Source organism: Blautia sp. AF19-13LB (genome assembly GCF_003479105.1).
GTDB classification, from domain to species: Bacteria; Bacillota; Clostridia; order Lachnospirales; family Lachnospiraceae; genus Fusicatenibacter; species Fusicatenibacter saccharivorans.
On sequence record NZ_QUGO01000002.1, the window covers coordinates 46674 to 70667 of the forward strand.

Genomic DNA, 23994 nt, shown 5'->3' on the forward strand with positions numbered 1-23994 from the left:
TTTTTACTCCTCGTCTTCGTGAAACTCCACTACTCCGATGTATGGAAGATTCCGATATTTCTGTGCGTAATCCAGACCGTAGCCTACGACGAACTCGTCCGGGATATCAAAGCAGGTATAATCTACTTTGACATCGCGCACTCTGCGCTCCGGCTTGTCGAGCAGAGTACACAGGTGTACGGATTTCGGATTTCTCTTTTTCAGGATGTCGATCAGATAGTAAAGCGTTCTTCCGGAATCGATGATATCCTCCACGATCAGAACGTCTTTTCCTTCCAGCGGCTGATCCAGGTCTTTTACAATACGGACAACTCCGCTGGACTTGGTGTCATCGCCGTAACTTGATACGGACATAAAGTCAAGGCTTACCGGCACTGTGATGCGTTTTGCCAGCTCGCACATAAAGAATACGCCGCCTTTTAAAACGCAGATCAGGTGCACTTCTTTTCCTGCGTAATCGCGGTTGATCTGGTCTGCTACTTCTTTAATTCGTCTGTCTACTTCTTCTTCGCTTAATAATACTCTGATTGTCTCTTTCATCTGTTTTCCTCCTTACCAACGCCAATCTGTATCTGCAGAACTGCTTTCGTGTCTTCCCCGACACGGCCGCTCTCTCCTCTGCGATACCCCACGACCCACCAGATCTCCGGTCCGTCGGCGAGCAGCAGAATGGAATCCCGCTCCTCTTTCGGTATCTTGGCATCAATCATATAATCTTTTAGTTTCTTTTTCCCGCCTTTTGCGGTTACTCTCAGATAATCTCCGCTTCTTCTCGTGCGGAGGACAAGACCGTCTTTTATTTTATCACAGTCAAAGCATTTCGTATACTTTTTTTCTTCAATTCTTTCGGGAAAAACCGATGTTTTTTTCACAATCGTGACTGGATTTTCTGCAAATGCGAGACTTTTTTCCTCTTCCCACCCGGCCGGAACCGGAATTGGAACTTCTTCGCCGCTTTTCCTTTTCCGTTCTTCTTTTAAATGCACTCCCTGCTTTTCCAGGCGGAGCGTCTCGTATCCGCGCACGGCGGTGATTCCATACGGCAGGCAGACACTTTTTCCGACCTGCTTTTCAAAAAGTTCCCGCACAGATTCCAGATGCTCCCTGGTAAGATCCTTCCGTTTTCCCGCCAGCTGTTCCAGAACGCGCCGGATCACGTAGCGCTGCAGAAGAGGCGCTTCGCTGCTCACCGCATCACGCAGCACAACCGCATTTTTCTCTGCGGATGCATACCGCTCCATCAGCTGATCCGTCTGCTGCTCCAGATATTCCTCCGTTTCCAGCAGGTCCAGCGATGTCTGTGCCATATGCGCGGCGGCACGCGGATTGACCTCTTCGGTCAGATACGGCAGCACATGGTGGCGGATTCCGTTCCTCGTGTAAGCATCCTCTGCATTCGTGCTGTCCTCACACCAGGAACACTTCCGGCTTTCCAGTTCCTGCCGGATCTCTTTTCGTCCGACGCAGAGAAGCGGACGGATCACATTCCCCCGCACGGGGCGTAAGGAGGCAAGTCCGGCCAGCGACGTTCCCCGTGCCAGGTGATGCAGCATCGTCTCCGCAACGTCATCCTGGTGATGGGCGAGCGCAATTTTCACTGCCCTCTGCTCCTTTGCGCACGCTGCAAAAACTTCCTGCCGCGCCGCGCGTCCCGCCTCCTCCGTCGAGAGATGCTTTTCTTTTGCGATCTTCTCCACGGGACAGGAATAGAGATAGAACGGAACATCATATTCCCGGCACAGATTTTCTGCAAATGCCGCATCCCGCCCGGCTTCCGCGCCGCGCAGATTATGGTTGACGTGGACAGCCAGCAGCGAAAAGCCAAGCGGCTCCTGCAGTTCCCGCAGCAGATGAAACAGGCAGACGGAATCCGCGCCGCCGGAAAGGCCGAGCAGCACGCGTTCGCCTGCCGTTACCATATGATACTGTTCCATAAAGGCTCTTACTTTCTCTCGCATCCTTCGTTTTTACTCCTATTTTTTCCAGATTCTGGCGACCAGAACCGTCATATCATCCCGTGCGCGGCAGCCGCCGAGGCGCAGCACGCGTTCCAAAAGCTCCCGGGCAAATTCCCGCGGCTCGCTGTTTTTCACTTCGAGAAGAAGCTGCTTCATCTGCTCCGTCCTGTCCCCGGGCAGCGCGTCCAGCACTCCGTCCGTCATCATCACAAGGTAATCACCGTCGTACAGCTTTTTCGTTGTGGTATCAAAATCCGTCTGGGAAACGAGACCTGCGGCAAGACTGGTCGACTCCACAACCTCCACCCACGTATCCCGCCTAAGGAACGTCGGCGATGCACCTCCTTTCAAAAAGCTGCAGACGCCTGTGTAGAGATTAATCGAAGCAACATCAAACGTGGAAAACATCCCTTCCTTTGGCTGCAGCAGAAGCATCGAATTGATCATCCGTGCCGCCATGATCCGCGGGAATCCGGCGCGCAGGAACTGTTCAAACAGCTCCACCACCGTCTCGCTCTCCCTGTTTGCCTCGATCCCGGAACCCATGCCGTCCGACAGGCAGAGGACAAACTGGCCGTTTTCGCAGAGCACACTGTAATTATCCCCGGAGATACTCTCCTGCTCCTTGGTGATGCGTCCCACACCGTAGAGAACCTGGAATTTCACATCCTCCTGAAACAGCACCGTCTGGTATTCTCCGCTTAAGACCTGTGCCCCGTCGCGTACCGCAACCATCGGGATTCCGCACAGGGAACCGATCAGTTCCGCCGTCTGGCGAAGCGTGATCCGGCAGTGACGGCCCGCTTTGACCGTCATATAGATCTGTAAATGCTCTTTCGGCCGCTCCTGGAGCCAGATTTTCTGGACGAAAGCCCCGTTTTTCTTCATCTGGCGGCAGATTTTTTCCGAGAGCTCGTCCGGCAGACTGTTGAGGCTGTACAGATCACACGCGGCGCGGTCCATAATCCCGGCGACTTCACTTAACTGTTCTGCCACCACGCGGCGGCTCTCCGCCACACGCCCCGACCAGAGCGCCGTCTGGCGTTCCTGCTGGTAGCGGTTCCAGAACAGTTCCAGAAAGCGGGAGCCGTTCAGGCAGGAGGCGTTCCATTCGCCTTTTGCACGGCTGATCTCGTCCTCATCCCCGTCGGCGATTGTCTGAAGAAGTTCCTGGCACCGCTCGCGCGTCAGGTTTCCGTACTGCTCCCAGCACCACGACGCCTTCGCACAGCGGCTACAGACTTCCTGCTGTTCTTTTTCCAGAATCTTGTCCACCCGGCCCGTCTCCGGCATCACACTTTTTGACGGCATCTGGTAAAAGCTCTCTGCCAGAACGCGGAACGAATCGGCGTAGTGCTCCATCTGCAGTTTCTGCGGATGATTGTCATAGACGGCCGCTTCCCGGCGGCTTCTTCTGGCTTCCAAAAAAATTTTAGCCATGTCCCCTGCTGACAGCAATACGCCGATCAGGAACATGGCAATGATCCACTCCGGCATGTTCCGCTCCTCCTCTCTTTGTTCTGGACTTCAAAGGGGACTGCGAAATCATGCCCTTTCTTTATCTGTTTTGTTTATTTCGACTGGGATTCTTTAAATAAAATCTCATTATCCTTTACCATGCCAAGTTTTTCTCTTGCCGTTTTTTCTATGTACTCATCGGTCTGCATGTATTCTTTCAAGGCGGTAATATCATCGGTGCGCTGCTTCTCCTCTTCAATCTGGCTGTCCAGACTGGAAAGACGGGATGCATTTGCATTGACCTTCTGCTGAAGGCTGATTCCCTTTACGGTAAGGACTGCAACCAGGCAGCACAGGACTACGGTAATTGAGAACTCTGTTGTACGGCTCTTCTTTCTGACTTTTTTCTTTCGGCCAGAATTCTTTTCTTCCCTTTCTTTCATTCTTTTCTTTACCCTTGCTTTCTATTTTCCAACCGTCTGCAGCCAAACTATCTGTTGTTTTTCGTCCGCAGACTTGTTTCTTTTGTTCTTACATGTGTAGTTACATCTTACCGTTCTTCCCATGAAATTTCAACCTTTTTCTCCGTTTTTTCATACTTTTTACCAGCCATTTTCCTGGAAAAGCGAGAATTCGCCCTGCTTTTTTGATTTCCTTTGCCAGAAGTTCCGGAAGAAAGCGTCCAAACGATGCGTGGTACAATGCAGCGCCCCCAAGGATGCCGCCAAACAGATACCCGCGGAGAACGCCGCTGTTCTCTCCGTAAATCCGTACAAACAGATACAGCGCTGCCGCAATCCAGTAGCAGAGGTCCTCTGCAGATACCGCCGCATGGCTGTGGCGGATCAGTTTCCGCGCTGTCTTGATCAGATCGTACCAGAACCCCAGGACTGCCCCCTGCCAGATGGAACAGGCGAACAGAATCAGCTCCCGGGTGACATACGCACTCATTTTTACCGGAACAGCCGCGCAAGCGCAGACCCCTTCTTCTGCAGCGGCCCATGTTCCGTATAGACCAGGCTGTCGATGCTGCCTTCGATATCCGCCTCTCCCTTTTCCAGCTCCAGGCGGCCCACATGCAGCTCTTTTCCGCGGATGGTAAGAACACCGCAGACGGTCACGAGCAGAACTTCGTTCTCATCAAAGCTTTTCACATCCTGCACGCCGCCAAGAGAAAGTGTTTTCCGCTGTTCCAGTAAAAGGCGGTGCGCCTGTTCGTTCATCTCTCCCATGCAAAAAACCTCCATACAATGGTCTATACACCCATTATATGAAGGTTTTCTCTTTTTATTCGCTGCACATGAATCCTGCCGCACTTCTTATAAGTAGCGGTAAAGCTCCTGTGCTTCTTCTTTTTTCACGGTTTCCTGCACATTCAGCACTTCTACCCTGACGGATTTACTTCCGAACTGAATTTCCAGTACATCTCCTGCCTTGACCTGTGCGGATGCTTTTGCCGGTCTGTCGTTGACGAGGACACGGCCTGCATCACAGGCTTCATTGGCTACGGTACGCCGCTTGATCAGTCGTGATACTTTTAAAAATTTATCTAAGCGCATAGATTTTTACTTAGTTCATCATGTCCTTTAAAGCTTTTCCTGCTTTGAATTTCGGAGTTTTGGAAGCTTTGATTTCCATGGTCTCGCCAGTCTGCGGATTTCTTCCTTCTCTTGCTGCTCTTTCGGATACTTCGAAGGTACCAAAGCCTACCAGCTGAACTTTCTCACCTTTCTTTAATTCTTCAGATACTACATCGATAAATGCTTTTAAAGCAGCCTCTGCATCTTTTTTGGATAAATTTGTCTGCTCAGCCATAGCTGCAACTAATTCTGTTTTGTTCATGAGTTTTACTCCTCCTGTATCTTACATTTGTTTTTTACATGGTACGCGGGCCCGCTGATACACACGACCTGCCCTGCCGGCTGTTTTTCTTCCGGATGATCAGTCTGTTACGTTGACCGGCTTTTTCGCGTAGCTGTATATATTTATATACTAATGCGTCTCTCTTGTCAAGAAAAAAGTCCCCCATACCAGCGGTTTTATGGCGATTTCTGCCCAAAACAGACTCTTTTCCACCGCACGGTTAAAAGAAGGATCCCTTAACAAACCGCAGCCAGTCTGCCTGCTGCGCATTGAGTGTTTTTAGTTTCTCCGTATTCCGCCCGGATATCCACGATTTTCTGCTTCCGTAGTAGCGGTTTGCCAGTTTCCAGTATTTCCACGGATAGGAAAGATAGAGGCGGAGTGTCTCGATTTCCCCCTCATCGAGCGGCCGTCTGGCGCTGTAGGCGTTTAAGATCCGTTCTGCCGCGCGCTCGCTCCAGCCGTGTTTTTCCAGAATTTTCCGCATAAAATAGCCAAGATCTGCCACCTGGAGATCGAAGTTCCACTTGTCGAAATTGACCGCCGTTTCGCCTCTGCCGTTTTCCAGCAGAATATTGTGCTGGCTGAATTCCCCGTGGCAGACGGCGCCTTCTTCGTCCGCCCGCTGCCGCAGTTTTTCATAGGAAGAAGCTTTCATTTCCGCGGCCGCCCGCTCTCCCTGTTCCAGATACGGACCGGCGCTTGCCAGCAGCAGTTTTTCGAACTCATTTTTCTTCTTTTTTGTCTGCAAATACTTTCGGATCTTTCGAATTTCCACATTGTGGCGGATGCACTCCTCCACGATGGATTCCCTCCGGTATTCCATTTTCACCGGCAGATGAGCTGCCGTATGTAGCCGCGCCAGCGCGTCCGAGGCGCGGATAAGATCCTCACTGTTTCCCGTCTCACATTCCCGGCCCGGGTACCAGTTCCGCACAATGTACGTTCCTCCGTCGTCCCCGCGCGTTGCAAGCGCTCCCTCTTCGTTCCGCAGAATCTGATCGCACCGCAGGAGCCCCGACTCCGTGATGCGGCACTGTAGAAGATACCGCTGCTCCAGTTTTTCCGCCGCCGTCCCGAACTCGCTGATCAGCTTATCCCCCTGTTCGGTGTGGCACAATAAAGCGCCCCGCACCCGCATTGTGCCGGAAGCCGTAAGACCGTAATGGGACAGCACACTCAATCCATAATCATACAAGAGCCTGACTCCTTTCCCTGTTGTGATCGTTTTTGGGGTCACGATTCAATGTATGCGTATCCGCCCTGTGCCATGCATACTGGTTTCTGTTTTTTCTTTCATCCCAAAAGCAATGTTGAAAGTGTTTTCTTTTTCTCTTATTTTATTGTTTTTAATTTCACCGCATGGTAAAATATTCCAAACTTGACAGGATGAAAAACACCTGTTATGGGGTTCTCTAAAATCATTTTATTTTAAGGAGGGTTTTTATGATTTTCTTACCACAGCCATCTTCCCTTTCCTACGGAGAGGGCACCTTTACAATTCACTATGACAGCCGCATTTTTCTCGATTCCGAGAGCCCGGCTGAGCTTTTTTCTGCAGCACAGCTTCTGCAGCAGGAGATTGAGACACAGACGGGATTCCGTCCTGCCATCTGCCGCCGTCATCAGCCGGTGGGATCACACCTGATCTATCTGACTGCCTCTCCGGAATTATCCCGTGAGGCTTATACCCTCGCTGTCACACCGGAAAACATCACGATCTGCGGATCTCTGGAAAGCGGCGTTCTCTACGGCGTGCAGACACTCCGTCAGATGATCCGCCAGGCAGGTGCTGTTCTTCCAACCGTCCTGATCTCCGACAAACCGGCCATGGAAAACCGCGGCTTCTACCACGATGCGACCCGCGGACGTGTTCCGACGCTTTCCTATCTGAAACAGCTTGCCGCCACCTTGAGCTTCTATAAAATCAATCAGCTTCAGCTCTACATCGAGCACAGCTATCTCTTCGACGATCTGACCGAGATGTGGCGCGACGATACGCCGCTCACTGCGGAGGACATCCTCGAGCTGGACCGCTACTGCAAGGGACTTGGCATTGATCTCGTTCCGTCGCTTGCAAGCTTCGGCCATCTGTACAAGCTGCTCTGCACGAAATCGTATGCACATCTGTGCGAACTGGAAGGCTCTGCTTCGGCTCCGTTCTCCTTCTATGACCGCCAGGCGCACCATACGCTCGATATCACAAACCCGGAGAGCCTCTCCCTTGCCAAACACATTCTTTCCGAATATATGCAGCTCTTCTCCTCGAAGTATTTCAATCTCTGCGCGGATGAAACGTTTGACCTTGGAAAAGGGGCTTCCCGCGCACTCGCCGAGGAAAAGGGAACCACCGTCATCTACACCGAGTTTGTGACAGAGCTTGCCAACTATATCACTGAATCCGGCCGCACGCCGATGTTCTGGAGTGATGTCATCAGCCAGGAGCCGGAAGTTTATCATCTCCTGCCGAAGAACCTGATCTGCCTCCACTGGGATTATGCGTCAAATGTTTCATCGGAGCGTCTGACCCGCCTTGCCAATTCCGGTGCCGAGCATCTGTATGTGTGCCCGGGCGTACAGGGATGGAACCAGCTCATCAACAAGTATCATGAGGCGTATGAAAACATTTCCAGAATGGCGCGCTACGGCCACGAATGCCATGCGATGGGACTTCTGAACACTGACTGGGGCGATTACGGCCACATCAATCACCCGGACTTCTCCCGCATCGGCATGATCTACGGCGCGGCGTTCTCCTGGAATGCAGACATTCTGCCGGAGGAGGAAATCAACCGCCAGATTTCCGTGCTGGAATTTGGTGATGCTTCCGGAAAACTCGTTTCCGTGCTCGATCTTCTCTGCCATCAGGATGCGTATCCGTGGCGCACTGCCGTTATGGTACAGGAAGCACTCGAACTGCATCAGGACAAAGAAGAGGCTGCCGAACTGCTCCGCTCCTGCGCGGAAGGCGATGCGGATGCAGCAAATGCTTCAATCGACGCGCTCTGCGCCGTTCTGTACGAGAAAGCCGGCACCGTCCGCCCGGAGAACCGTCCGATGATCTATGCGTACCTGCTCGCCGCAGACGGCCTGAAAGTGCTGAACCGCCTGCTGCCGTTCCTGCGCGCTTCCCTTCTTTCCGAGGGCACTCTGCCGGAGAAAGAAGACTGTTTTGCACTCGCCGGAGATCTCGAACGGTGGCTGCACAGCTATAAAGAGCTGTGGCGCACCGTCTCCAAGGAGAGCGAACTGTACCGCATTGCCCATGTGTTCTGCTGGTATGCGGATCTGCTGCGTGATCTGAACGCATAAAACCAGCAAAAAACAAAAGAGAGCCGGGGACGGATTGTTCTGTCCCCGGCTCTCTTTTGTTTGCCGTTTTGGCTTTACAGCAGTGTTTTTACGTACTCTGTCAGGTATTCTTTTGTATTCTTCGCCGGATCTTTCATCACTTCTTCCAGCGCCGCGTTCAGGCATTCGCCGATTTTCGGGCCTTTTGGGACACCGAGTTCCATCAGATCTTTGCCGGAAACGGCCAGCATTTTCAACGTAAAGCAGTCGCCGTTATCGAGAATTTCTCTGACGCACTCCCTTACCTTTCCGATCCGTTCCAGGGTTTTCTCCCGCTGGTACAGGCTTTTGGCCATCGTATCGGCTTCCTGCACGATCATCAGTTTTTCGAACAGCTCCGGGCCGAGTTTGTTCAGAATACGGCGGATCACCGGTTTCTCCGGAGCCATGCGGCAGTCATGCCAGCGGATCAATGCTGCGACCTGGCGGATGGTTTCGTTGTCGAATTTCAGACGGCGCAGAATCGCTTTCGCCATTTTCTCCCCCGCCGGTGCGTGGCCTTTAAAATGATCGATGCCGGCCTCATCCGTTGTGCGGCACGCCGGTTTTGCAATGTCGTGGAGCAGCATCGTCCAGCGCAGAATCGGATCTGACGGAACGTGCTGCAGAGCGGCAATCGTGTGCTCACCGACATTATAGCAGTGGTGCGGATTGTTCTGCGGCGTTTTCATCAGTTCATCAAACTCCGGCAGCACAATTTTTGTAATACCCGCCTCATAGACGGCCTCCATGTACTCCGGCCGTTTCGAGATCAGCAGTTTATTCAGTTCCACACGGATCCGCTCGGCGCTGATTTTTTCAAGCGTCGGCGCGAGTGCTATGATGGCATCCAGTGTTGCCGGATCGAGTTTGAAGCCGAGCTGTGCGGAAAAGCGGAGGGCACGCAGGATCCGCAGTGCATCCTCACTGAACCGCTCGGTCGGATTTCCGACACAGCGGATGACTTTGCGCTGTAAATCCCTGATTCCATCGAACAGATCCACAAGCCCCTCTTCGTTGTTGTATGCCATCGCATTGATCGTAAAATCACGGCGGCGCAGATCCTCGGCGAGGCTGGAGGTAAAGACCACTTCTTTCGGATGGCGGCCGTCCTCATACTCTCCGTCGATGCGGTACGTCGTGACCTCGTGCGCGCCGCTTCCGGCCAGAACTGTTACCGTTCCGTGCTCCAGTCCCGTATCCACGGTGCGGTCAAAAATTTCTTTTACCTGCTGTGGGGAAGCAGAGGTTGTAATATCCCAGTCGTCCGGCTCCCGCGCAAGAATCGTATCGCGCACACAGCCTCCGACCGCGTACGCCTCGAAGCCTTTCGCATGCAGGGAATCGATTACCATATTTACGCTTGGCGGCATTTTTATCTTCAAATTTGTTATCTCCTTTTTCTAAATCTGCTTTTCCAGTATAGCAGTTTCCTTTTTTTCCCGCAAGTGTGGTTGCGGTTGTATTTTGGGGATTGCATGTGTATAATAGAGGTTAATAAAATTCGAAAGGGGATTTACATTTTTATGAAACTGGATCGTTACCGAAAATATGTCCGGGCCGGCGTTACTGCCTTTCTGGTACTTGCAGCGTCCATGATTTTTTACTACCTGCTCTTCCACCAGACTTCTGTGCGGACCGCCTTTCACAATGTCCTCGACATTCTCTCCCCCCTGATTGCAGCCCTGATTCTCGCCTATGTGATCAGCCCGATCATTAACTTCATAGAACAGCGGATCATCGCCAGACTCTTTGCCCGGCACGGAAAAACACAGTCGGTACGCTGCAAAAAGCTTGTGCGGGCGCTTTTGATTCTTCTGACGTACGTCGCCATGCTTTTCGCGCTGTACGGACTCATTGCGACCCTGATCCCGGAGCTGTTCTCAAGTATCACAAACATTGTCTCCAACTTCTCCAACTACGCAAACAACATTCAGGATTTTGCCACAAAAGTGCTGGCGAATTACCCGGAGATGCAGCAGACGGCAGACCAGTACATCTCCATGTTCTCCGCAAAGCTTTCCAACTGGCTGACCAATGACCTGATGCCGATGCTCCGTACGTTCCTTCTGAACCTCTCCGGACAGCTCGTCAACATGGTTACGTTTTTCAAAAACATTCTGCTTGGCGCGATCGTTGCAATCTACATGCTGTACAACAAGGAAAGCTACATTGCCAAGCTGAAAAAAGCAGTCTACGCGCTGCTCGGTCTGGATCACGGAAATGCCGTGATCCGCGACTGCCAGTATGTGAACCAGGAATTCAGCGGATTCCTCGTTGGAAAAGTCATCGATTCGATCATCATCGGTGCCATCTGCTATCTTGTGACGAGCCTGATCGGCACCCCGTACGCACTGCTGGTCAGCGTAATCATCGGTGTGACGAATATCATTCCGTTTTTCGGCCCGTTCCTCGGCGCCGTTCCGTGTCTTCTGCTGATCCTTCTGATCGACCCTCTGCAGGCACTGTATTTCCTGATTTTCGTCGTTCTCCTGCAGCAGTTTGACGGAAACTTCTTAGGGCCGAAAATCCTCGGCGAGACGACCGGTGTGTCCAGCTTCCTTATCATCATCTCGATTCTGATCGGCGGCGGCTTCTTGGGTGTCTTTGGCATGATCATCGCCGTTCCGGTCTGTGCCATTATCTGCACGGTCTGCCGCAACTTCGCCAACCGTCGTCTTGAAAAACATCACCTGCCGGATGACGATGCGTTTTACTTCCACATGGACCACATTGATCCTGAAACGAGACAGGCGATCCCATATCAGAAAAAGAAGATCGACGAGGCCGAAGTCTTCCACTTCCCGGGCTACCGGCTGCGCAAAGCGCTGACAAAGCTGGCCACGGAAGAGTCTCCGGTTGATGCGCCGTATACACCGGCAAAGCCTTCGACCGAAGAGAAAAACTCAGATTCTTCCGATTCCGATCAAAAATAAATCGTATCTTACAAAAATGCCTTCTGTGCAGACTGTTTCCATTCTGCACAGAAGGCATTTTTTTATTTTTGCTTTTTATTTCTCGATTACAACCGTGCTGAGTGTCTCTGCCGGAAGATCGACACGCATGATATGTCCGTTGACACGCAGGAAGCAGCCGGAATCCTCTTTTGTGCGGTTCAGCAGGATCACAACGTAGCTTCCGTCCGGATTGACTGCGGCCGTTACATCCAGGTTTGCTCCGTATTTGCTCCAGCCGATGCGTTTTGCACCCGGAGCAATATATTTGGAAATATGGCCGATGTAGTGGTACATGATCGGTTTGCGGTAATGGAAATCATCATCCACAATCAGACCTGAGGTGAATCCCATCGGTACGTGGCGCGGGCCGCCGTCTTTGTCTACGAGGAAGTTCCAGTCAATCCAGCGGTTCATGCCGGCGTTCAGGTTTCCGATCATATCGTGTGCATAATCTGCGGCGTCAAGGTAATCGACGTACTCTGGTGTCTGGAAGTTCACCGGTCCGAAACCACCGTCGCCAAAACCGATTCTGCCCGGCATGTGAAGGGCACAGCACTCGGAAAGCATGAAGGTTTTGTCCGGGTATTTCTGTTTCATCAGCTCAACAGCCTCGAAGTGGTCGCCGGAATACCAGTGGAATGCGATACCGGCTACCATGTCCATGGTCTCCTCGTCAAGGACGGTCAGAACGTGCTCGATCATACGCTCTTTGTTGTGATCCCAGATGAAGATGCCGATCTTGTCCGTCAGGCCTGCTTTTTTCATCTCCGGATACAGATAATCTTTCAGGTAGGTTTTGGACTCTTCCGGTGTCCATACGCAGCTGTCCCAGGTGGTAGCCGCTACGGTCTCGTTCTGCAGGCTCAGCATCGTCACCGGGATTCCCTCATCGAGGTATGCCTGCAGATATTTTACGACATATTTTGCCCAGCTTCCGTAATACTCCGGTTTCAGGCTGCCGCCGTGGTTTCTCTGCGGAATCTCTTCCGGAACCGGCATTCCCATTGCACCGTAAACAGTAGCATCATTCTTTGCGATCTTCGGTGCAGTTTTCCACTGATACGGCGGAGACCACGGGCTCATCAGAACACTGATCGGCTCTACGGAGATTTCGATGGCTTTTTTCAGCATCGGAAGGACATATTTGCGGTCGCGGTCGATCGAGAAGGTTGCCAGATCCGGGTCTGCGATCGGGTCTGCGACTGCCTGATACTCCTCAAGGGAATAGTCACAGCTGTCGATCGGCACGCGGACAAATCTTGCATGAAGGCCGTCCGGTCCGAAAATATCCTGTAATGCCTGATTCTGTGTTTCCTCATCCATACGGGACAGCAGGTATGCGCTGCTCTCGGTCATGGCGCCGCCGAAGCCCTCGATGGTCTGGAACGCAAAGTCCGGATACAGGTTGATGACGTTCGACTCAATCATTTTTACGCTCTTGGACTCGTCTTCCGGTGCCAGCGCTTTTTCCCAGGTTTTTGCTTCCCCTTTTACATGGTACGTTGTAATCTGTTTTGCTTTCATTTTCCACACTCCATTTTTCACATGTTTTGCGGCATTTACTGAAAATCCGCTGTTTCATGCTTCCACTATACCATGCTCTCTTCTTCTTGTTTAGTGCCTTTTTCGGCAGAAAATTAGGGCATTTCCGCTTTTCTGATTCTTACCCACTGGCCCATCGGGCGGTCTCCTTTTTCCTTTTCATACCGCTTCTGCATTTCCTTCATGCTGCAGCCGTACCGCTCCTTAAACAGACGCGACACCGACTTGTAGTTTTCGCAGCCGTGTTTCGGCAGAAGTTCCATGATCCGCGCCTCGGGATGCTGCAGGTCGCGGCAGATCCGGTCGAGCCGGATTTCATACAGATACTGGTAGACCGTCAGACCGAGGTACCGTTTCAGAAGCTTCGACAGATAATTCGGCGTATAACCAAAGTGCTCCGCGACCTGCGCCACCGTCAGCTTTTTGGCGTAATGCTCCTCAATATACCGCATGACCTCGCGGATCTGCTGTACGGCCTTCTGATTCTGCGGAATGTGTTCTTTTCCGATCCGCACCGCATAGTCCACCAGTAAGCGGTACAGCGCTTCAAGAAGAAGGCTGTCGAATTTTAACTGATACCCTTCTTTCTGCGCACCGTACACCTCGTCCATCTCCCGGAGAACTGCTTTGAATTCTGCGAGTTTTTGTTTTTCCGCCTCACTGGCCGGCCTTTCATCCACAACAAAGTAAAGATGATCGTAACGCTCCATGTACTGCAGCAGCATCTCGTACGGAACCTGCAGGACGATGGCCTGATTCGGATAGGCTGTCACGGCGTGGATCGTGCCGGAGTTGATGACGAGAAGTTCATCTGCCCCGATCTGCCGCTCGCCGCCGTCACCGAAACGCACTTTCAGACGGCCTTCCAGAAGATAAATGATCTCCAGATCGTTGTGCCAGTGCGGCGGGTTGCTGTAGCCGCCGTCGTCGATGCTGTGGAAAAAGCGGATGCCGATATCCCCGTTTGCCGTAATCCATTCGAAATTGCTCTCCATGGTGCCCTCCCGTTTCTTGTCTTTTCGTGTATACAGACGAAGCGCGTCTGAACTTTCTGTTCGTTCAGGCGCGCTCCTTCTATTATCTTTTCTGCTACAGGGACATGGTAATTTCCCGCCCTGTGCGGTGGTATTTCTGAAAAGTGACTCCGGACGCCTTCATCATCCGTTTCGATGCGATCACGGACGGGGTGTCCGCGTACTTGTCGCAGTCGTAGATCACCGTTTTGATTCCCGCCTGGATAATCGCCTTGCAGCACTCGTTGCATGGGAACAATGTCACATACAGCTTGGCTCCCTCGAGGCTTCCGCCGCGGTAATTCAGGATGGCGTTCAGTTCACTGTGCGTTGTGTAAAGATACTTGTTTTCCAGCGGATTTTCACTTGTCTTTCCCCACGGGAACTCGTCGTCCGAGCAGCCTCTCGGGAAACCGTTGTATCCCATGGACAGAATCTTGTTGTCCTCGCTCACAATGCAGGCTCCCACCTGTGTGTGCGGATCCTTCGAGCGCATACCGGCAAGCTGGGCAACTGCCATGAAATATTCATCCCAGGAAATATAATCCTCTCGTTTATCGCTCATACCCATTTCCCCTGTGTTTTCTTAACGTACTTTGCTTCCGCTCTTATTTCGTACCGAAGATACGGTCTCCGGCATCGCCGAGGCCTGGTACAATGTAGCCGTGCTCGTTCAGATGGTCATCCAGTGCTCCGACGAAAACATCGACATCCGGGTGAACCTCATGCATTTTCTCGATTCCTTCCGGAGATGCGATGATGCACATGAAGTGGATCTTCTTTGCGCCTTTTTCTTTCAGCATGGTGATGGCTGCCGTTGCAGAACCGCCGGTTGCCAGCATCGGGTCGGTTACAAATACTTCACGGCTTGCGATGTCTGACGGAAGTTTGCAGTAATACTCAACCGGTGCCAGGGTTTCCGGATCACGGTACAGACCAATGTGTCCGATTTTTGCTGCCGGAATCATAGCCAGCATACCTTCTACCATACCAAGACCGGCACGGAGGATCGGCACAACTGCCATTTTCTTTCCTTCGAGCTCTTTTACGGTTGTTTTGCAGATCGGGGTTTCAATTTCAACGTCTGTGAGCGGCAGCTCTCTGGTTGCCTCGTAGCACATCAACATTGCAATCTCGCTGATCATCTCGCGGAACTCCTTGGAGCTTGTGTCTTTCTTTCTGATAATACCGATTTTGTGCTGGATCAGTGGGTGATCCATGATGACTGTTCTTGCCATTTTCCCTTCTCCTTTGTTTAAAATTTATTCATTTTCTCCTTCATGCTCAATCAAGTGAATCCGGCGTTCGTGACGCTCTTCTCCGGAAAATGGAGTGTTCAGGAAGGTTTCTACGATTTTGATTGCAAGGCCAGGGCCTACAACGCGTCCTCCCATCGCCAGTACGTTGGCATCGTTGTGCAGGCGGGTTGCCTCTGCGCAGAAGCAGTCGGTGCAGAGTGCTGCACGGATTCCTTCCATTTTGTTTGCCGTGATAGAAATGCCGATTCCGGTTCCGCAGATCAGGATTCCCTTATCACACGTTCCGTTCTGGATCGCATGGCCTACTTTTCTGGCGTAAACCGGATAATCAACTGCCTCGTTGCTGTAGCATCCGAAGTCCTGATATTCCAATCCCTGTTTGTCCAGATATGCTTTTACCTCCTGCATCAGCTCATATCCGCCGTGGTCGCATCCTAAAGCTATCATTGTTCTTCCTCCTCTTTCAGCCGCGCAAGAACACCTTCAATCAGGAATTCCAGCGCTTCATAACATTTTCCGTATTCGGTAAGCGGTTCCCCGTAAAGGGCGGGGATGTCTCCTGCCAGCCGCAGAAATCCGGCGATCGTCTGCAGATGGGGCGCATCCGGGAAGTCCTCACGGATCTTTTCCCTCTGACTGTCCTCCATCACAAGAAGCAGCGTGTCGTCGTTGATGTCCTCCGCGGTAAGCGGTGTGGTGGTGTGGTCTTTGGCCGAAAGCCCGTTGCGCGCAAGCACTGCCTCTACCTTCTGGTTGACCGGCTGCGGAAACAGAACGACAAGCCCGCGGGAACCAATTTCCATCGGCCACGGAAGCTCTTTGCTCTGCAGAATCGCCTTCGCCATCGGTGCGCGCGCGGTATCGTCCGCGTCCACAAATAAAATCCTGCTGTAATGTTTCACTGTTATACCTCTGCTACTTTGTGGCCTGCGGCTTTTAACAGGCGGTTCATGATCGCCTGCCCCATACGCGGGGTGTCGAAAGCCTCGGAATAAATCACTTCCACGCCGTCCTCATCGAAGTCGCGCAGAATCGCAAACAGGTGATGCGCGATCGTCTCATCTTCGGCGCGCAGCCCGATGCTCTTGATATCTCCTGTGGTGTACTGCTCCCGTGTCTCATCGGTGCAGATTACGCCCACTTTCTTTCCTGCCTTTTCCTGTTCTGCGGCAAGGCGGTTGATTTCCGGAATCACCCGTTCCATCTCGCCCTGGATAATCGTAAGGTCTGCCTTCGGCGCATAATGTTTGTAGCGCATGCCCGGTGCCTTCGGACGCACATGGCTGTCCTCCGCAAGGATTCCCGGATCGACACGCACGGTTCCAAGCACTTTTTCCAGCATCTCTTTGTTGTAATAGCCCGGGCGGAGAATCGTCGGAATCTCCTCTGTAAAATCGACGATGGTGGATTCGAGGCCGATCTCGGCGTCTCCTCCGTCGATGATACAGTCAATTTTGTCCCCAAGGTCCTCGATCACATGCTCGGCTTTCGTCGGGCTCGGCCGGCCTGATGTATTGGCGCTCGGCGCTGCGATGAAGCCGCCTCCGGCTAAGATCAGTGCGTTTGCCACTTTGTTGCTCGGGTAGCGCACGGCTACGGAGGTAAGGCCTCCCGTCGTCTCGAGCGGAACGGCATTTGTTTTCTCAAAAATCATCGTCAGCGGTCCCGGCCAGCATGCAGCTGCCAGTTTGCGTGCACTCTCCGGCACGTTTGCCGCTACGGTTTCGAGGTCCTCCATTCTTCCGATGTGGACGATCAGCGGGTTGTCCGATGGACGGCCCTTTGCCGCATAAATTTTCTCGGAAGCTTTGGCATCCAGCGCATTTCCGCCAAGACCATATACGGTCTCGGTCGGGAATGCCGCCAGACCGCCGTTTTTCAGAATCTCTCCTGCTTTTTCGATCGCGCTCTGATCTATGTTATCTTCTGTCATCCTGGCAATCCATGCCCTCATATGTTTCTTCCTTCTTTCCATCTGTTCCAGCGCACAGTGTTTCCATCTGCGCACACTGTTTTGATTATACCATTTTCCGGCGCAGTTGAAAACCCTTGATTTAAAGAAGCTCTTTTAACTGAGCCGTGCGGTACGCCTCGATCAGTTCCTTTAATTCACGGATGCGCTGCCGGATCTGCCGTCCCTGATCCGTATCGCCGACTAACTGGCGCTTCATGTTGTACCTCACCGCCACCTGGCGGGAGACAATATCCTTCTCCTCCTGGATTGCTTTTTCCGTCGATTCAAACGGCTCGTGCGCGGTGAGGCTGAGGCCGTACGAGTTGTAAATCAGCGTGTAACCCGCGATGCCGGTTTCTTTGTGGTACGCCCTGCAGAAGCCGCCGTCGATGATCAGCACCTTGCCGCCGCATTTGACCGGGCTTTCACCGGCACTCTGATGTACCGGGACGTGGCCGTTGATAATATGTACATTTTCACCGGCAAGCCCGAACTCCTGTAAGATCCGGTCCGCCGTCTCCTCTTTCTCGATCAGGCGGTAATACGCGTTTTTCACCTCGGTCCAGGTCTCTTTTTCTGCGAGGAAATACCGCTCAAATGTTGTCATCTTGTCGCGGCCGTACAGCGGGGAATTCGGCGCGGTCCACAGATACCACAGCGTATTGCGGCCCTGCTCCCGTTTTTTCGGATCGCGGCTTACAAATGCGCGGCGCACGTTGTGCTCGAGGATATCGTACAGTGCTTTTCCCTTGTATTTCTTTCCGTCGACCTGTACCTCTTTTAAGGTGCCGTCCTCATTCATCGGCATGCAGCCGTGGTACAACAGATTTCCATTGTAGACGCGGTAGAGGCTTCCTTTTTTGAGCAGGAAATCGACGTGCGCCTGCAGTTTTTCGCTGTTTCGGAAGGCGAAGATCAGCTTATCGAGCACTTCTGCCTCTTTTTCTGTCAGCTCGTCCGGATGCGCCGGGTCGATCGTCGGAAAGCTCTTGTCGCGCAGAGCATACGTTTTCTCCCCAATCGCCACCGTTCCGTTCTGGTAATCGATCTTTTCCAGCAGACGGCGGTTTTCCATGCCGTACTCCGGGTTCTCACGGATCAGACGGTTCTCGAGCTTTAACTGCATTACGGTGATGGCCTTGTGCATGCGGCGCTCCAGCATCTGCTGGGAATTTCCGCTGTCCTCGCCGCCTTTTGCGGCAAAGCATTCGCACGGATCATCGCCGTACGTCTCGAGAGCAAAGGTGGCAAGCGGAAGCATATTGATGCCGTAGCCGTCCTCCAGCACATCGAGATTGCCGTAGTGGAGGCAGATGCGGATCGTGCTGGCCACGCACGCCGGCTGGCCGGTCGCAGCGCCCATCCAGAGCACATCGTGGTTGCCCCACTGTATATCAAGGGAATGGTAATTCATCAGGCAGTCCATGATTTTATACGGCTCCGGACCGCGGTCAAAGATGTCGCCGATAATGTGGAGATGATCAACAACGAGCCGCTGAATCAGCTCTGCCACGGCAATGATGAAGTTCTCGGCGCTTCCGATTTCGAGGATAGTCTGGATGATCGCCTCGTAGTATGCTTCTTTGTCGAGCACCTCCGGCTTTTCGGTAATCAGCTCCTCGATGATATAGCCATAATCCGCCGGCAGGGCTTTCCGCACTTTGGCGCGGGTGTATTTGGAAGAAACGATTTTGCAGACGTCGATCAGGCGGTACAGCATGACCTTGTACCAGTCATCGATGTCCTCCTGTTGCTTTTTCTCCATCTCCAGGCGCTCTCTCGGGTAATAGATAAGGGTTGCAAGCGCACGTTTTTCCGAAATGCCGAGCGTGTGGCCGAAGACATCGTCAATCTTCTTTCGCACGGCACCGGAACCGTTGCGGAGTACATGAGAAAAGGCTTCGTATTCGCCATGAATATCCGAAAGGAAATGCTCCGTGCCTTTGGGAAGGTTGATAACGGACTGCAGATTGATGATTTCGGTCGCTGCTTTTTCGATGGTCGGGTACAATTCTGCGAGATATTCCAGATAATTTTTTTCGTTTTCCATGAGGACCTCCTGCCTGGGTTGTTTTTTCTTATTTTATAACGAACTCACCCTCGGCACAACCCTTTTTCTTCTTTCGATACATCGGGTGCGTCCCCTCGTGGAAAATATAATAGCTCACATAATCTGTGAGAAAAATTCCCACTGCCGAGAGCAGATACCAGATCCCGAAAAACCACGGGCAGATCAGCCCATCGCAGAAGGAAAACGGCAGCGCACTGTAGTCCCACATACGGTAATGCAGCACCCGCAGGGAAAACATTCCCGAATACAGTTCAATGGCCGTAATCAGGACGGCGGATACCATCATCTGAAACGCCAGCGGAAAGCGGCGCAGCCCGGCGTCTTCCAGCATTCCGATTCCTGCAAGGGACAGTCCTCCGGCAATGCCCATCAGGCGGAAGCTGTAACCGCGGTAGGTGACTTCGATGGCAATATAAATACAGTAGCCCAAAAGAAAAAACAGCAGATACTTCTTCGCTTTCATTCGTTTTTCTCCCATTCTAATTGAGAATCTTTTCTATATTCCCAGTATCTCTGTCTTTTCTCTTTTTATCCGCTTGCATTTTTTCTTTTCCATGTTACAATACTTTCATGTTTCGAAAGAAGTTTTGAATAGAAAGGACAGAAAAAAGAATGGCATTTAACCCAATGAAGTTAATAGAATTAAAAAATCTAAGAGACCGTTTCGCCCAAAACCACCCGAAGTTCGTAAAATTCATGGGCGATCTCGCATCCTCCCAGATCGAAGAGGGAACGATTCTCGAAGTCACGGTGAAAAAACCGGACGGCCGAACGATGGTTTCCAATATCAAGGTGACTGCTTCGGATCTTGAAATGCTGCAGGCAATCAAACAGATGTAACATATTTTTCGTGGCAAAAAGCCGCTTTCGACGAGCGGCAGGCTTTTGGACGCACGGTATTCCTCGAGATACTGCGTCACCGTCTTTCCCGTCATTTTCCGGAATAGGCGGCAGCAGACCTCGCGGGACAGATGCACCTGCTCACCAAGCTTTTCGAGCGAAATCACGGATTCTTACCATTACTCCGATGCATTCCTGACGATCGAAGCGCCGTTCTACTTCCTGCTCGGCCTTCTCGCCGTCTACCGCACCTCGATTCAGAGTATGCAGAACGGACGCGCACCGTTTGCCGCATGCATGATCGAGCTTGTGATGCGTCTTGCTGCTACCGTCTGGCTGTCACGCTTCTTAGGCTACACTGCCGTCTGCATCGCAAGCCTGTTTGCCTGGTTCGGTGCAATTGCACTGCTGATTCCAGTCTACTATCGGATGATGATGAAGCCTGTAAAAACAGTGTAATCAAAATTGGTCCACCGGATATTGATATGCCTGGCAACGCAAAACCCGGAATCCTTTCGCTCCTCTTCTGAGGTCTTGAAAAGATTCCGGGTTTTTTATTTTGCTGTTTTCTCTTCCCAGATTGTCTCCAGATTTTTTCCATCAATCCAGATACAGCGGTACACCCGCTTCATCTGCTCATCCAGTTCCGCTTCCCGGCCCGTCTTTACAATCACATGGCCGATCCGGTCAGTTCCATCTGCCATGGCAGAAACTTCATGCCCCTCCGGATAATCCAGGACAAGCTCCAGCCCTTCCTGACGCAGACGTTCGACCTGATCCCGGTCGATTTGTGTGATGGTTCCGCTTACCGGACTCAGCAGCAGTTTTGCCATGCACGGGCAGCTTTCCGTCTGCTGAAAATCCGTTTCTTCCCCGAGGGCGCTTTTGATCATCTGCTCATAAAAATCAAATCCGTAATACGTTGAAATCAGTTCCGGAATGCAGGTTGCTCCGGTTCTTCCGCCCATTTCAATGATCCAGACCTTCTCTCCGTCCACAAAGACATCCGCATTGACGGAGCACTGATCGGCACCGGATGCGGTGACGGCCAGCTGCATCTGGCGGGCAATTTCTTCCCGCAGTGCCCCGCTGCATCCATACGGAAATGCGTGGCCGACCGGAACGGTCGTGTGTGCACCGCGGTATACAAATTTCGTGTGCGGTGCCAGAAAGACCAGTTTGTGGTTCTGCACAAATCCATCCACGCCGATCTCCGTTCCGCGGAGGAATTTTTCAACCAGCACATAATCTCTTGCCGAACCGTTTCTCGCATTTTCATACGCTTCTTCGATCTGTCCGGAATGCTCCACCACGGTAATTCCGCGGCTTCCTGAACTGTCCACCCGTTTTACGACAACCGGGTATCCAAGCTGTTCTGCGGCTTTTTGTGCCTCCTCTGCGCTTCTTACCCGCATCCCGTCTGCCGCGGAAACGCCGCCCTGCCGGAATGCGTCTTTCATCTTTGCCTTATCGGTCAGAATTTCCGCCGCCTCATACGGAATGCCGGACAGATGCATCTTTTCACAGACATAGCCGATTGTGCTGACGGCCACATCGGTTCCCGATGTACAGATTCCGTCGATCTGTTCTTTTTCCGCCGCCGCAAGAATCGCTTCTTTATCCCGCGTATTCAGTTCATAAATTTTATCTGCAAGTGCAAACCCCGGATAATCGCCGGGAATACTCACTACGATTGTGTAAAGACCCATTCTGCGTGCAGTCCGGATCAGCGGCACCTGGTAAATACCGGCACCTAAAATCATGATTTTTTTCACTTTTTTTCTTCCTCATCAGATACGTTAATGGTTTCCCGCACAATATACTGCGGCGTGCGGTTCAGAATCAGAATCATCTTTCCGATGTATTCTCCGATGATGCCGAGCACCATCAGAATCAATCCTGAAAAGACAACGATGGCGCAGATCGTAGAAGACCAGCCAACCATCACGGTCGGATCGATGAGCTTTCGGATGGCAATCATGATGGCTGCCAGAAAACCGCCGGCTGCAGAAACTCCGCCGAGAACGGACGATATGCGAAGCGGAATTACAGAATAGTTCCAGTAGGCAAGCCACAATTTGATCAGTTTCTTTAACGTATAGTTGGAAGTTCCCACTGCACGTTTGAAATGCTCCACCTCTACATTTCCGATTTTGTGTGTCGTGCGGTAGAAAATGCCGTCAATATAGGGATTGAAGCTGTCGTATTTTACCACCTCGTCCTTGATCTGGCGGGTAATCATCCAGAAATTGCTGGAAACGATGTCTTTTGGCCGTCCGAGAAGAATCCGGGAGGAAACTTCGTTCAGTTTGCTGGTGACATTTTTCAGGAACGAATTTTTTCGTTTCGGATAGCAGCCGTAAACCAGATCGTATCCTTCTTCCATCTTGTGGATCAATTTGCTGATCTGGGACGGATGTGTCTGCATGTCATCGTCCATGCCGAGAATAAAGTCTCCTTCGGTGTAGTGGAGTGCCGCCATCAGCGCATTGTGCTGGCCGAAATTGCGCAGCAGGTTGATGCCCTTGACATTCTGATACTGCTCACCGAGCTTCTTGATCTCCCCATACGTATTGTCTTTCGGGGAACCGTCGTTCACCAGGACAAATTCGCAGTCATATCCATCCATTTTCTTGAATTCTTCCATCACCATCTCTACAACTTTCCGGATCGTTGCCTCGGAATTGTAGCATGGGATGACTATTGAAATCAGTTTCATTTTTTTCCTCCATCGGTATCGTTCAGAATGCAGTCATAGAACAGCGGCGTGCCTCCGGTATGGATAAAAAGCACATCGCAGTCCTGTAACTGATGTTCTTCTATGTACTGCTTCATTCCCCAGAATGCCTTTCCGGTGTACGTCGGATCCAGCGGAAGGCCGTTCCGGCAGAACTCTTCCCGGATCACCTGTAAAATCCGCTCATCGTACTGGCCGTATCCGCCCTGGCGGTATCCCATTTCCAGATGAAGTTCACTCTCCCATCCTTCCGGCAGCACGAGATGATTCTTCGCAAAATAATCGGAAATGCCGCTCTCCATGATGCGGATGGCGCGGTCGTACTCGCGGGATGAAATCGAAAGGCCGGTGATCTGCTCCGTTCCCTGCTCGAGCAGTTTTCCGCTTACCAGGCCGCACTGGGTCGAGCCGGTTCCGGATGCCGCAAAGATATGAGAAAAAGAAATGTTCTGTTCTTTCTCCCACGCAAGAATCTCGCGGTAGCCGTCCACGTAGGCCTGTACCGGTGTGCCTTCATTGCCCGTTCCGAATTTATCCCCGAAAATATAATATGGGTGATATCCCTCTTCTGTCAAACGGTTCATCGTCTTCTCGACGGTCTGTGCAATCTCTGTTTTTCTGCACGGAATGACTTCGGCTCCGAGCCATTTCATCAGACGGCTGTTGTTGGTTTCGATCGGGTGTTCTTCGTTTTCTTCAGAAGAACAGATCATATAGCATGGAATTTTCTCGGCACAGCACAGATTGGCCAGCACGCGGCAGAGGTTGGATCTGCTGTTTCCGTAGATGATCATGCAGTCTTTGTTTTTCTCCTGCATATCCTGGAAAAAAGCACGTCCGATGCGGACTTTGTTTCCGCCTAAGGAAAACGGAAGAAGATCCTCCCGCTTGCAGTACAGGCGGACGCCTCTGTCGTTTGGAAATTCCAGTTTCTGAATTGGTGTCTGTATCATTGTTTCTCCTCTTTTATTCTTGTTTCAACTCACAGTCGGTATTTTCACGGAGTCTGACA

At 51.9% G+C, this 23994-nt stretch carries 26 protein-coding genes; 4 read left to right on the forward strand and 22 right to left on the reverse strand.

Annotation, left to right across the window (positions count from 1 at the left end; genetic code table 11):
• Positions 1-3 precede the first annotated feature (3 nt).
• From hpt to DWX32_RS02510, 9 genes are all read right to left on the reverse strand, one after another.
• Positions 4-540 (reverse strand): hypoxanthine phosphoribosyltransferase, encoded by a 537-nt coding sequence (gene hpt / locus DWX32_RS02470; RefSeq protein ID WP_117801456.1) that lies wholly within the window; start codon positions 538-540, stop codon positions 4-6.
• Positions 537-1958: a tRNA lysidine(34) synthetase TilS gene (gene tilS, locus DWX32_RS02475; RefSeq protein ID WP_055227252.1), complete on the reverse strand. Its 1422-nt coding sequence runs from the start codon at positions 1956-1958 to the stop codon at positions 537-539. Before tilS ends, hpt begins: the two co-directional genes overlap by 4 nt.
• A 15-nt stretch (positions 1959-1973) precedes the next feature.
• Positions 1974-3455: a SpoIIE family protein phosphatase gene (locus DWX32_RS02480; RefSeq protein ID WP_118659193.1), complete on the reverse strand. Its 1482-nt coding sequence runs from the start codon at positions 3453-3455 to the stop codon at positions 1974-1976.
• 74 nt (positions 3456-3529) lie between these two features.
• Entirely contained in the window at positions 3530-3859 is a 330-nt protein-coding gene (locus tag DWX32_RS02485; RefSeq protein WP_022462107.1) for an FtsB family cell division protein, read from the reverse strand.
• A 100-nt stretch (positions 3860-3959) separates the two neighbouring features.
• Positions 3960-4367 (reverse strand): spore cortex biosynthesis protein YabQ, encoded by a 408-nt coding sequence (yabQ, locus tag DWX32_RS02490; protein WP_118659194.1) that lies wholly within the window; start codon positions 4365-4367, stop codon positions 3960-3962.
• 2 nt (positions 4368-4369) lie between these two features.
• Positions 4370-4648 (reverse strand): sporulation protein YabP, encoded by a 279-nt coding sequence (yabP, locus tag DWX32_RS02495; protein WP_330410109.1) that lies wholly within the window; start codon positions 4646-4648, stop codon positions 4370-4372.
• An 87-nt stretch (positions 4649-4735) separates the two neighbouring features.
• Positions 4736-4975, reverse strand: a complete 240-nt coding sequence (locus tag DWX32_RS02500) for an RNA-binding S4 domain-containing protein (protein ID WP_022462104.1) — start codon at positions 4973-4975, stop codon at positions 4736-4738.
• Positions 4976-4985: 10 nt separating this feature from the next.
• Entirely contained in the window at positions 4986-5258 is a 273-nt protein-coding gene (locus tag DWX32_RS02505; RefSeq protein ID WP_022462103.1) for an HU family DNA-binding protein, read from the reverse strand.
• A 241-nt stretch (positions 5259-5499) separates the two neighbouring features.
• Complete coding sequence (locus tag DWX32_RS02510) at positions 5500-6477, reverse strand: phosphotransferase (protein WP_117509466.1); 978 nt, start codon at positions 6475-6477, stop codon at positions 5500-5502.
• A gap of 248 nt (positions 6478-6725) precedes the next feature.
• On the opposite strand from DWX32_RS02510, the gene DWX32_RS02515 reads away from it, so the two are divergent.
• A complete protein-coding gene (locus DWX32_RS02515) occupies positions 6726-8591 on the forward strand; it encodes a beta-N-acetylhexosaminidase (RefSeq protein ID WP_118659195.1) in 1866 nt (621 codons plus the stop codon).
• A 74-nt stretch (positions 8592-8665) separates the two neighbouring features.
• Here the strand turns inward: DWX32_RS02515 and DWX32_RS02520 are convergent, their stop codons facing one another.
• Positions 8666-9994, reverse strand: coding sequence for a CCA tRNA nucleotidyltransferase (locus DWX32_RS02520; protein WP_118659196.1), 1329 nt, complete (start codon positions 9992-9994; stop codon positions 8666-8668).
• A 141-nt stretch (positions 9995-10135) separates the two neighbouring features.
• Between DWX32_RS02520 and DWX32_RS02525 the strand changes: the two genes are divergently transcribed.
• Positions 10136-11545: an AI-2E family transporter gene (locus tag DWX32_RS02525; RefSeq protein WP_158579542.1), complete on the forward strand. Its 1410-nt coding sequence runs from the start codon at positions 10136-10138 to the stop codon at positions 11543-11545.
• Positions 11546-11620: 75 nt separating this feature from the next.
• Here DWX32_RS02525 and DWX32_RS02530 read toward each other — a convergent pair whose 3' ends face one another.
• The 9 genes from DWX32_RS02530 to DWX32_RS02570 form a co-directional block, all read right to left on the reverse strand.
• The gene (locus DWX32_RS02530) at positions 11621-13090 is read right to left on the reverse strand and encodes a glycoside hydrolase family 30 protein (protein WP_118659198.1); all 1470 of its coding nucleotides are present in this window, start codon (positions 13088-13090) and stop codon (positions 11621-11623) included.
• Positions 13091-13203: 113 nt separating this feature from the next.
• Positions 13204-14103 (reverse strand): AraC family transcriptional regulator, encoded by a 900-nt coding sequence (locus DWX32_RS02535; RefSeq protein WP_055264852.1) that lies wholly within the window; start codon positions 14101-14103, stop codon positions 13204-13206.
• Between the two features lie 94 nt (positions 14104-14197).
• The gene (locus DWX32_RS02540; RefSeq protein WP_022462096.1) at positions 14198-14686 is read right to left on the reverse strand and encodes a deoxycytidylate deaminase; all 489 of its coding nucleotides are present in this window, start codon (positions 14684-14686) and stop codon (positions 14198-14200) included.
• Positions 14687-14729: 43 nt separating this feature from the next.
• Positions 14730-15359 (reverse strand): uracil phosphoribosyltransferase, encoded by a 630-nt coding sequence (upp, locus tag DWX32_RS02545; RefSeq protein ID WP_022462095.1) that lies wholly within the window; start codon positions 15357-15359, stop codon positions 14730-14732.
• Between the two features lie 24 nt (positions 15360-15383).
• Positions 15384-15827, reverse strand: a complete 444-nt coding sequence (rpiB, locus tag DWX32_RS02550; protein WP_055218692.1) for a ribose 5-phosphate isomerase B — start codon at positions 15825-15827, stop codon at positions 15384-15386.
• Positions 15824-16282 carry an arsenate reductase/protein-tyrosine-phosphatase family protein gene (locus DWX32_RS02555; RefSeq protein ID WP_055218690.1) on the reverse strand — a complete coding sequence of 153 codons (459 nt, stop codon included), beginning with the start codon at positions 16280-16282 and terminating at the stop codon, positions 15824-15826. The genes rpiB and DWX32_RS02555 overlap by 4 nt, the downstream gene beginning before the upstream one ends.
• Positions 16283-16284: 2 nt before the next feature.
• Complete coding sequence (locus DWX32_RS02560; RefSeq protein ID WP_022462093.1) at positions 16285-17334, reverse strand: L-threonylcarbamoyladenylate synthase; 1050 nt, start codon at positions 17332-17334, stop codon at positions 16285-16287.
• A gap of 100 nt (positions 17335-17434) precedes the next feature.
• The gene (locus tag DWX32_RS02565; RefSeq protein WP_118639992.1) at positions 17435-19384 is read right to left on the reverse strand and encodes a fructose-1,6-bisphosphatase; all 1950 of its coding nucleotides are present in this window, start codon (positions 19382-19384) and stop codon (positions 17435-17437) included.
• A gap of 28 nt (positions 19385-19412) precedes the next feature.
• On the reverse strand, positions 19413-19868 hold the full coding sequence (locus tag DWX32_RS02570; RefSeq protein WP_022462091.1) for a putative ABC transporter permease: 456 nt from the start codon (positions 19866-19868) through the stop codon (positions 19413-19415).
• 149 nt (positions 19869-20017) lie between these two features.
• Between DWX32_RS02570 and DWX32_RS02575 the strand changes: the two genes are divergently transcribed.
• Positions 20018-20245 (forward strand): hypothetical protein, encoded by a 228-nt coding sequence (locus DWX32_RS02575; RefSeq protein ID WP_022462090.1) that lies wholly within the window; start codon positions 20018-20020, stop codon positions 20243-20245.
• A gap of 45 nt (positions 20246-20290) precedes the next feature.
• On the forward strand, positions 20291-20704 hold the full coding sequence (locus DWX32_RS02580) for a hypothetical protein (RefSeq protein WP_243037538.1): 414 nt from the start codon (positions 20291-20293) through the stop codon (positions 20702-20704).
• 95 nt (positions 20705-20799) lie between these two features.
• On the opposite strand, the gene DWX32_RS02585 is transcribed toward DWX32_RS02580, so the two are convergent.
• From DWX32_RS02585 to DWX32_RS02595, 3 genes are read right to left on the reverse strand one after another with little or no spacing between them, the layout of a single operon-like run.
• Positions 20800-22020 carry an ATP-binding protein gene (locus DWX32_RS02585; protein ID WP_118659199.1) on the reverse strand — a complete coding sequence of 407 codons (1221 nt, stop codon included), beginning with the start codon at positions 22018-22020 and terminating at the stop codon, positions 20800-20802.
• Positions 22017-22964: a glycosyltransferase family 2 protein gene (locus tag DWX32_RS02590; protein WP_118659200.1), complete on the reverse strand. Its 948-nt coding sequence runs from the start codon at positions 22962-22964 to the stop codon at positions 22017-22019. The genes DWX32_RS02585 and DWX32_RS02590 overlap by 4 nt, the downstream gene beginning before the upstream one ends.
• The gene (locus tag DWX32_RS02595; protein ID WP_118659201.1) at positions 22961-23935 is read right to left on the reverse strand and encodes a 1-aminocyclopropane-1-carboxylate deaminase/D-cysteine desulfhydrase; all 975 of its coding nucleotides are present in this window, start codon (positions 23933-23935) and stop codon (positions 22961-22963) included. The genes DWX32_RS02590 and DWX32_RS02595 overlap by 4 nt, the downstream gene beginning before the upstream one ends.
• Between the last annotated feature and the right edge of the window lie 59 nt (positions 23936-23994).

What these genes read in the sequence shown, in the direction of transcription:
- yabP (WP_330410109.1), bottom strand. Translation starts at nt 4,648, where the DNA reads ATGGGAGAGATGAACGAACAGGCGCACCGCCTTTTACTGGAACAGCGG.
- DWX32_RS02575 (WP_022462090.1), top strand. Translation starts at nt 20,018, where the DNA reads ATGGCATTTAACCCAATGAAGTTAATAGAATTAAAAAATCTAAGAGAC.
- DWX32_RS02480 (WP_118659193.1), bottom strand. Translation starts at nt 3,455, where the DNA reads ATGCCGGAGTGGATCATTGCCATGTTCCTGATCGGCGTATTGCTGTCA.
- DWX32_RS02515 (WP_118659195.1), top strand. Translation starts at nt 6,726, where the DNA reads ATGATTTTCTTACCACAGCCATCTTCCCTTTCCTACGGAGAGGGCACC.
- tilS (WP_055227252.1), bottom strand. Translation starts at nt 1,958, where the DNA reads ATGCGAGAGAAAGTAAGAGCCTTTATGGAACAGTATCATATGGTAACG.
- rpiB (WP_055218692.1), bottom strand. Translation starts at nt 15,827, where the DNA reads ATGATAGCTTTAGGATGCGACCACGGCGGATATGAGCTGATGCAGGAG.
- DWX32_RS02485 (WP_022462107.1), bottom strand. Translation starts at nt 3,859, where the DNA reads ATGAAAGAAAGGGAAGAAAAGAATTCTGGCCGAAAGAAAAAAGTCAGA.
- DWX32_RS02505 (WP_022462103.1), bottom strand. Translation starts at nt 5,258, where the DNA reads ATGAACAAAACAGAATTAGTTGCAGCTATGGCTGAGCAGACAAATTTA.
- hpt (WP_117801456.1), bottom strand. Translation starts at nt 540, where the DNA reads ATGAAAGAGACAATCAGAGTATTATTAAGCGAAGAAGAAGTAGACAGA.
- DWX32_RS02570 (WP_022462091.1), bottom strand. Translation starts at nt 19,868, where the DNA reads ATGAAAGCGAAGAAGTATCTGCTGTTTTTTCTTTTGGGCTACTGTATT.
- DWX32_RS02590 (WP_118659200.1), bottom strand. Translation starts at nt 22,964, where the DNA reads ATGAAACTGATTTCAATAGTCATCCCATGCTACAATTCCGAGGCAACG.
- DWX32_RS02500 (WP_022462104.1), bottom strand. Translation starts at nt 4,975, where the DNA reads ATGCGCTTAGATAAATTTTTAAAAGTATCACGACTGATCAAGCGGCGT.
- DWX32_RS02595 (WP_118659201.1), bottom strand. Translation starts at nt 23,935, where the DNA reads ATGATACAGACACCAATTCAGAAACTGGAATTTCCAAACGACAGAGGC.
- DWX32_RS02530 (WP_118659198.1), bottom strand. Translation starts at nt 13,090, where the DNA reads ATGAAAGCAAAACAGATTACAACGTACCATGTAAAAGGGGAAGCAAAA.
- DWX32_RS02535 (WP_055264852.1), bottom strand. Translation starts at nt 14,103, where the DNA reads ATGGAGAGCAATTTCGAATGGATTACGGCAAACGGGGATATCGGCATC.
- DWX32_RS02540 (WP_022462096.1), bottom strand. Translation starts at nt 14,686, where the DNA reads ATGAGCGATAAACGAGAGGATTATATTTCCTGGGATGAATATTTCATG.
- DWX32_RS02565 (WP_118639992.1), bottom strand. Translation starts at nt 19,384, where the DNA reads ATGGAAAACGAAAAAAATTATCTGGAATATCTCGCAGAATTGTACCCG.
- DWX32_RS02560 (WP_022462093.1), bottom strand. Translation starts at nt 17,334, where the DNA reads ATGAGGGCATGGATTGCCAGGATGACAGAAGATAACATAGATCAGAGC.
- yabQ (WP_118659194.1), bottom strand. Translation starts at nt 4,367, where the DNA reads ATGAGTGCGTATGTCACCCGGGAGCTGATTCTGTTCGCCTGTTCCATC.
- upp (WP_022462095.1), bottom strand. Translation starts at nt 15,359, where the DNA reads ATGGCAAGAACAGTCATCATGGATCACCCACTGATCCAGCACAAAATC.
- DWX32_RS02525 (WP_158579542.1), top strand. Translation starts at nt 10,136, where the DNA reads ATGAAACTGGATCGTTACCGAAAATATGTCCGGGCCGGCGTTACTGCC.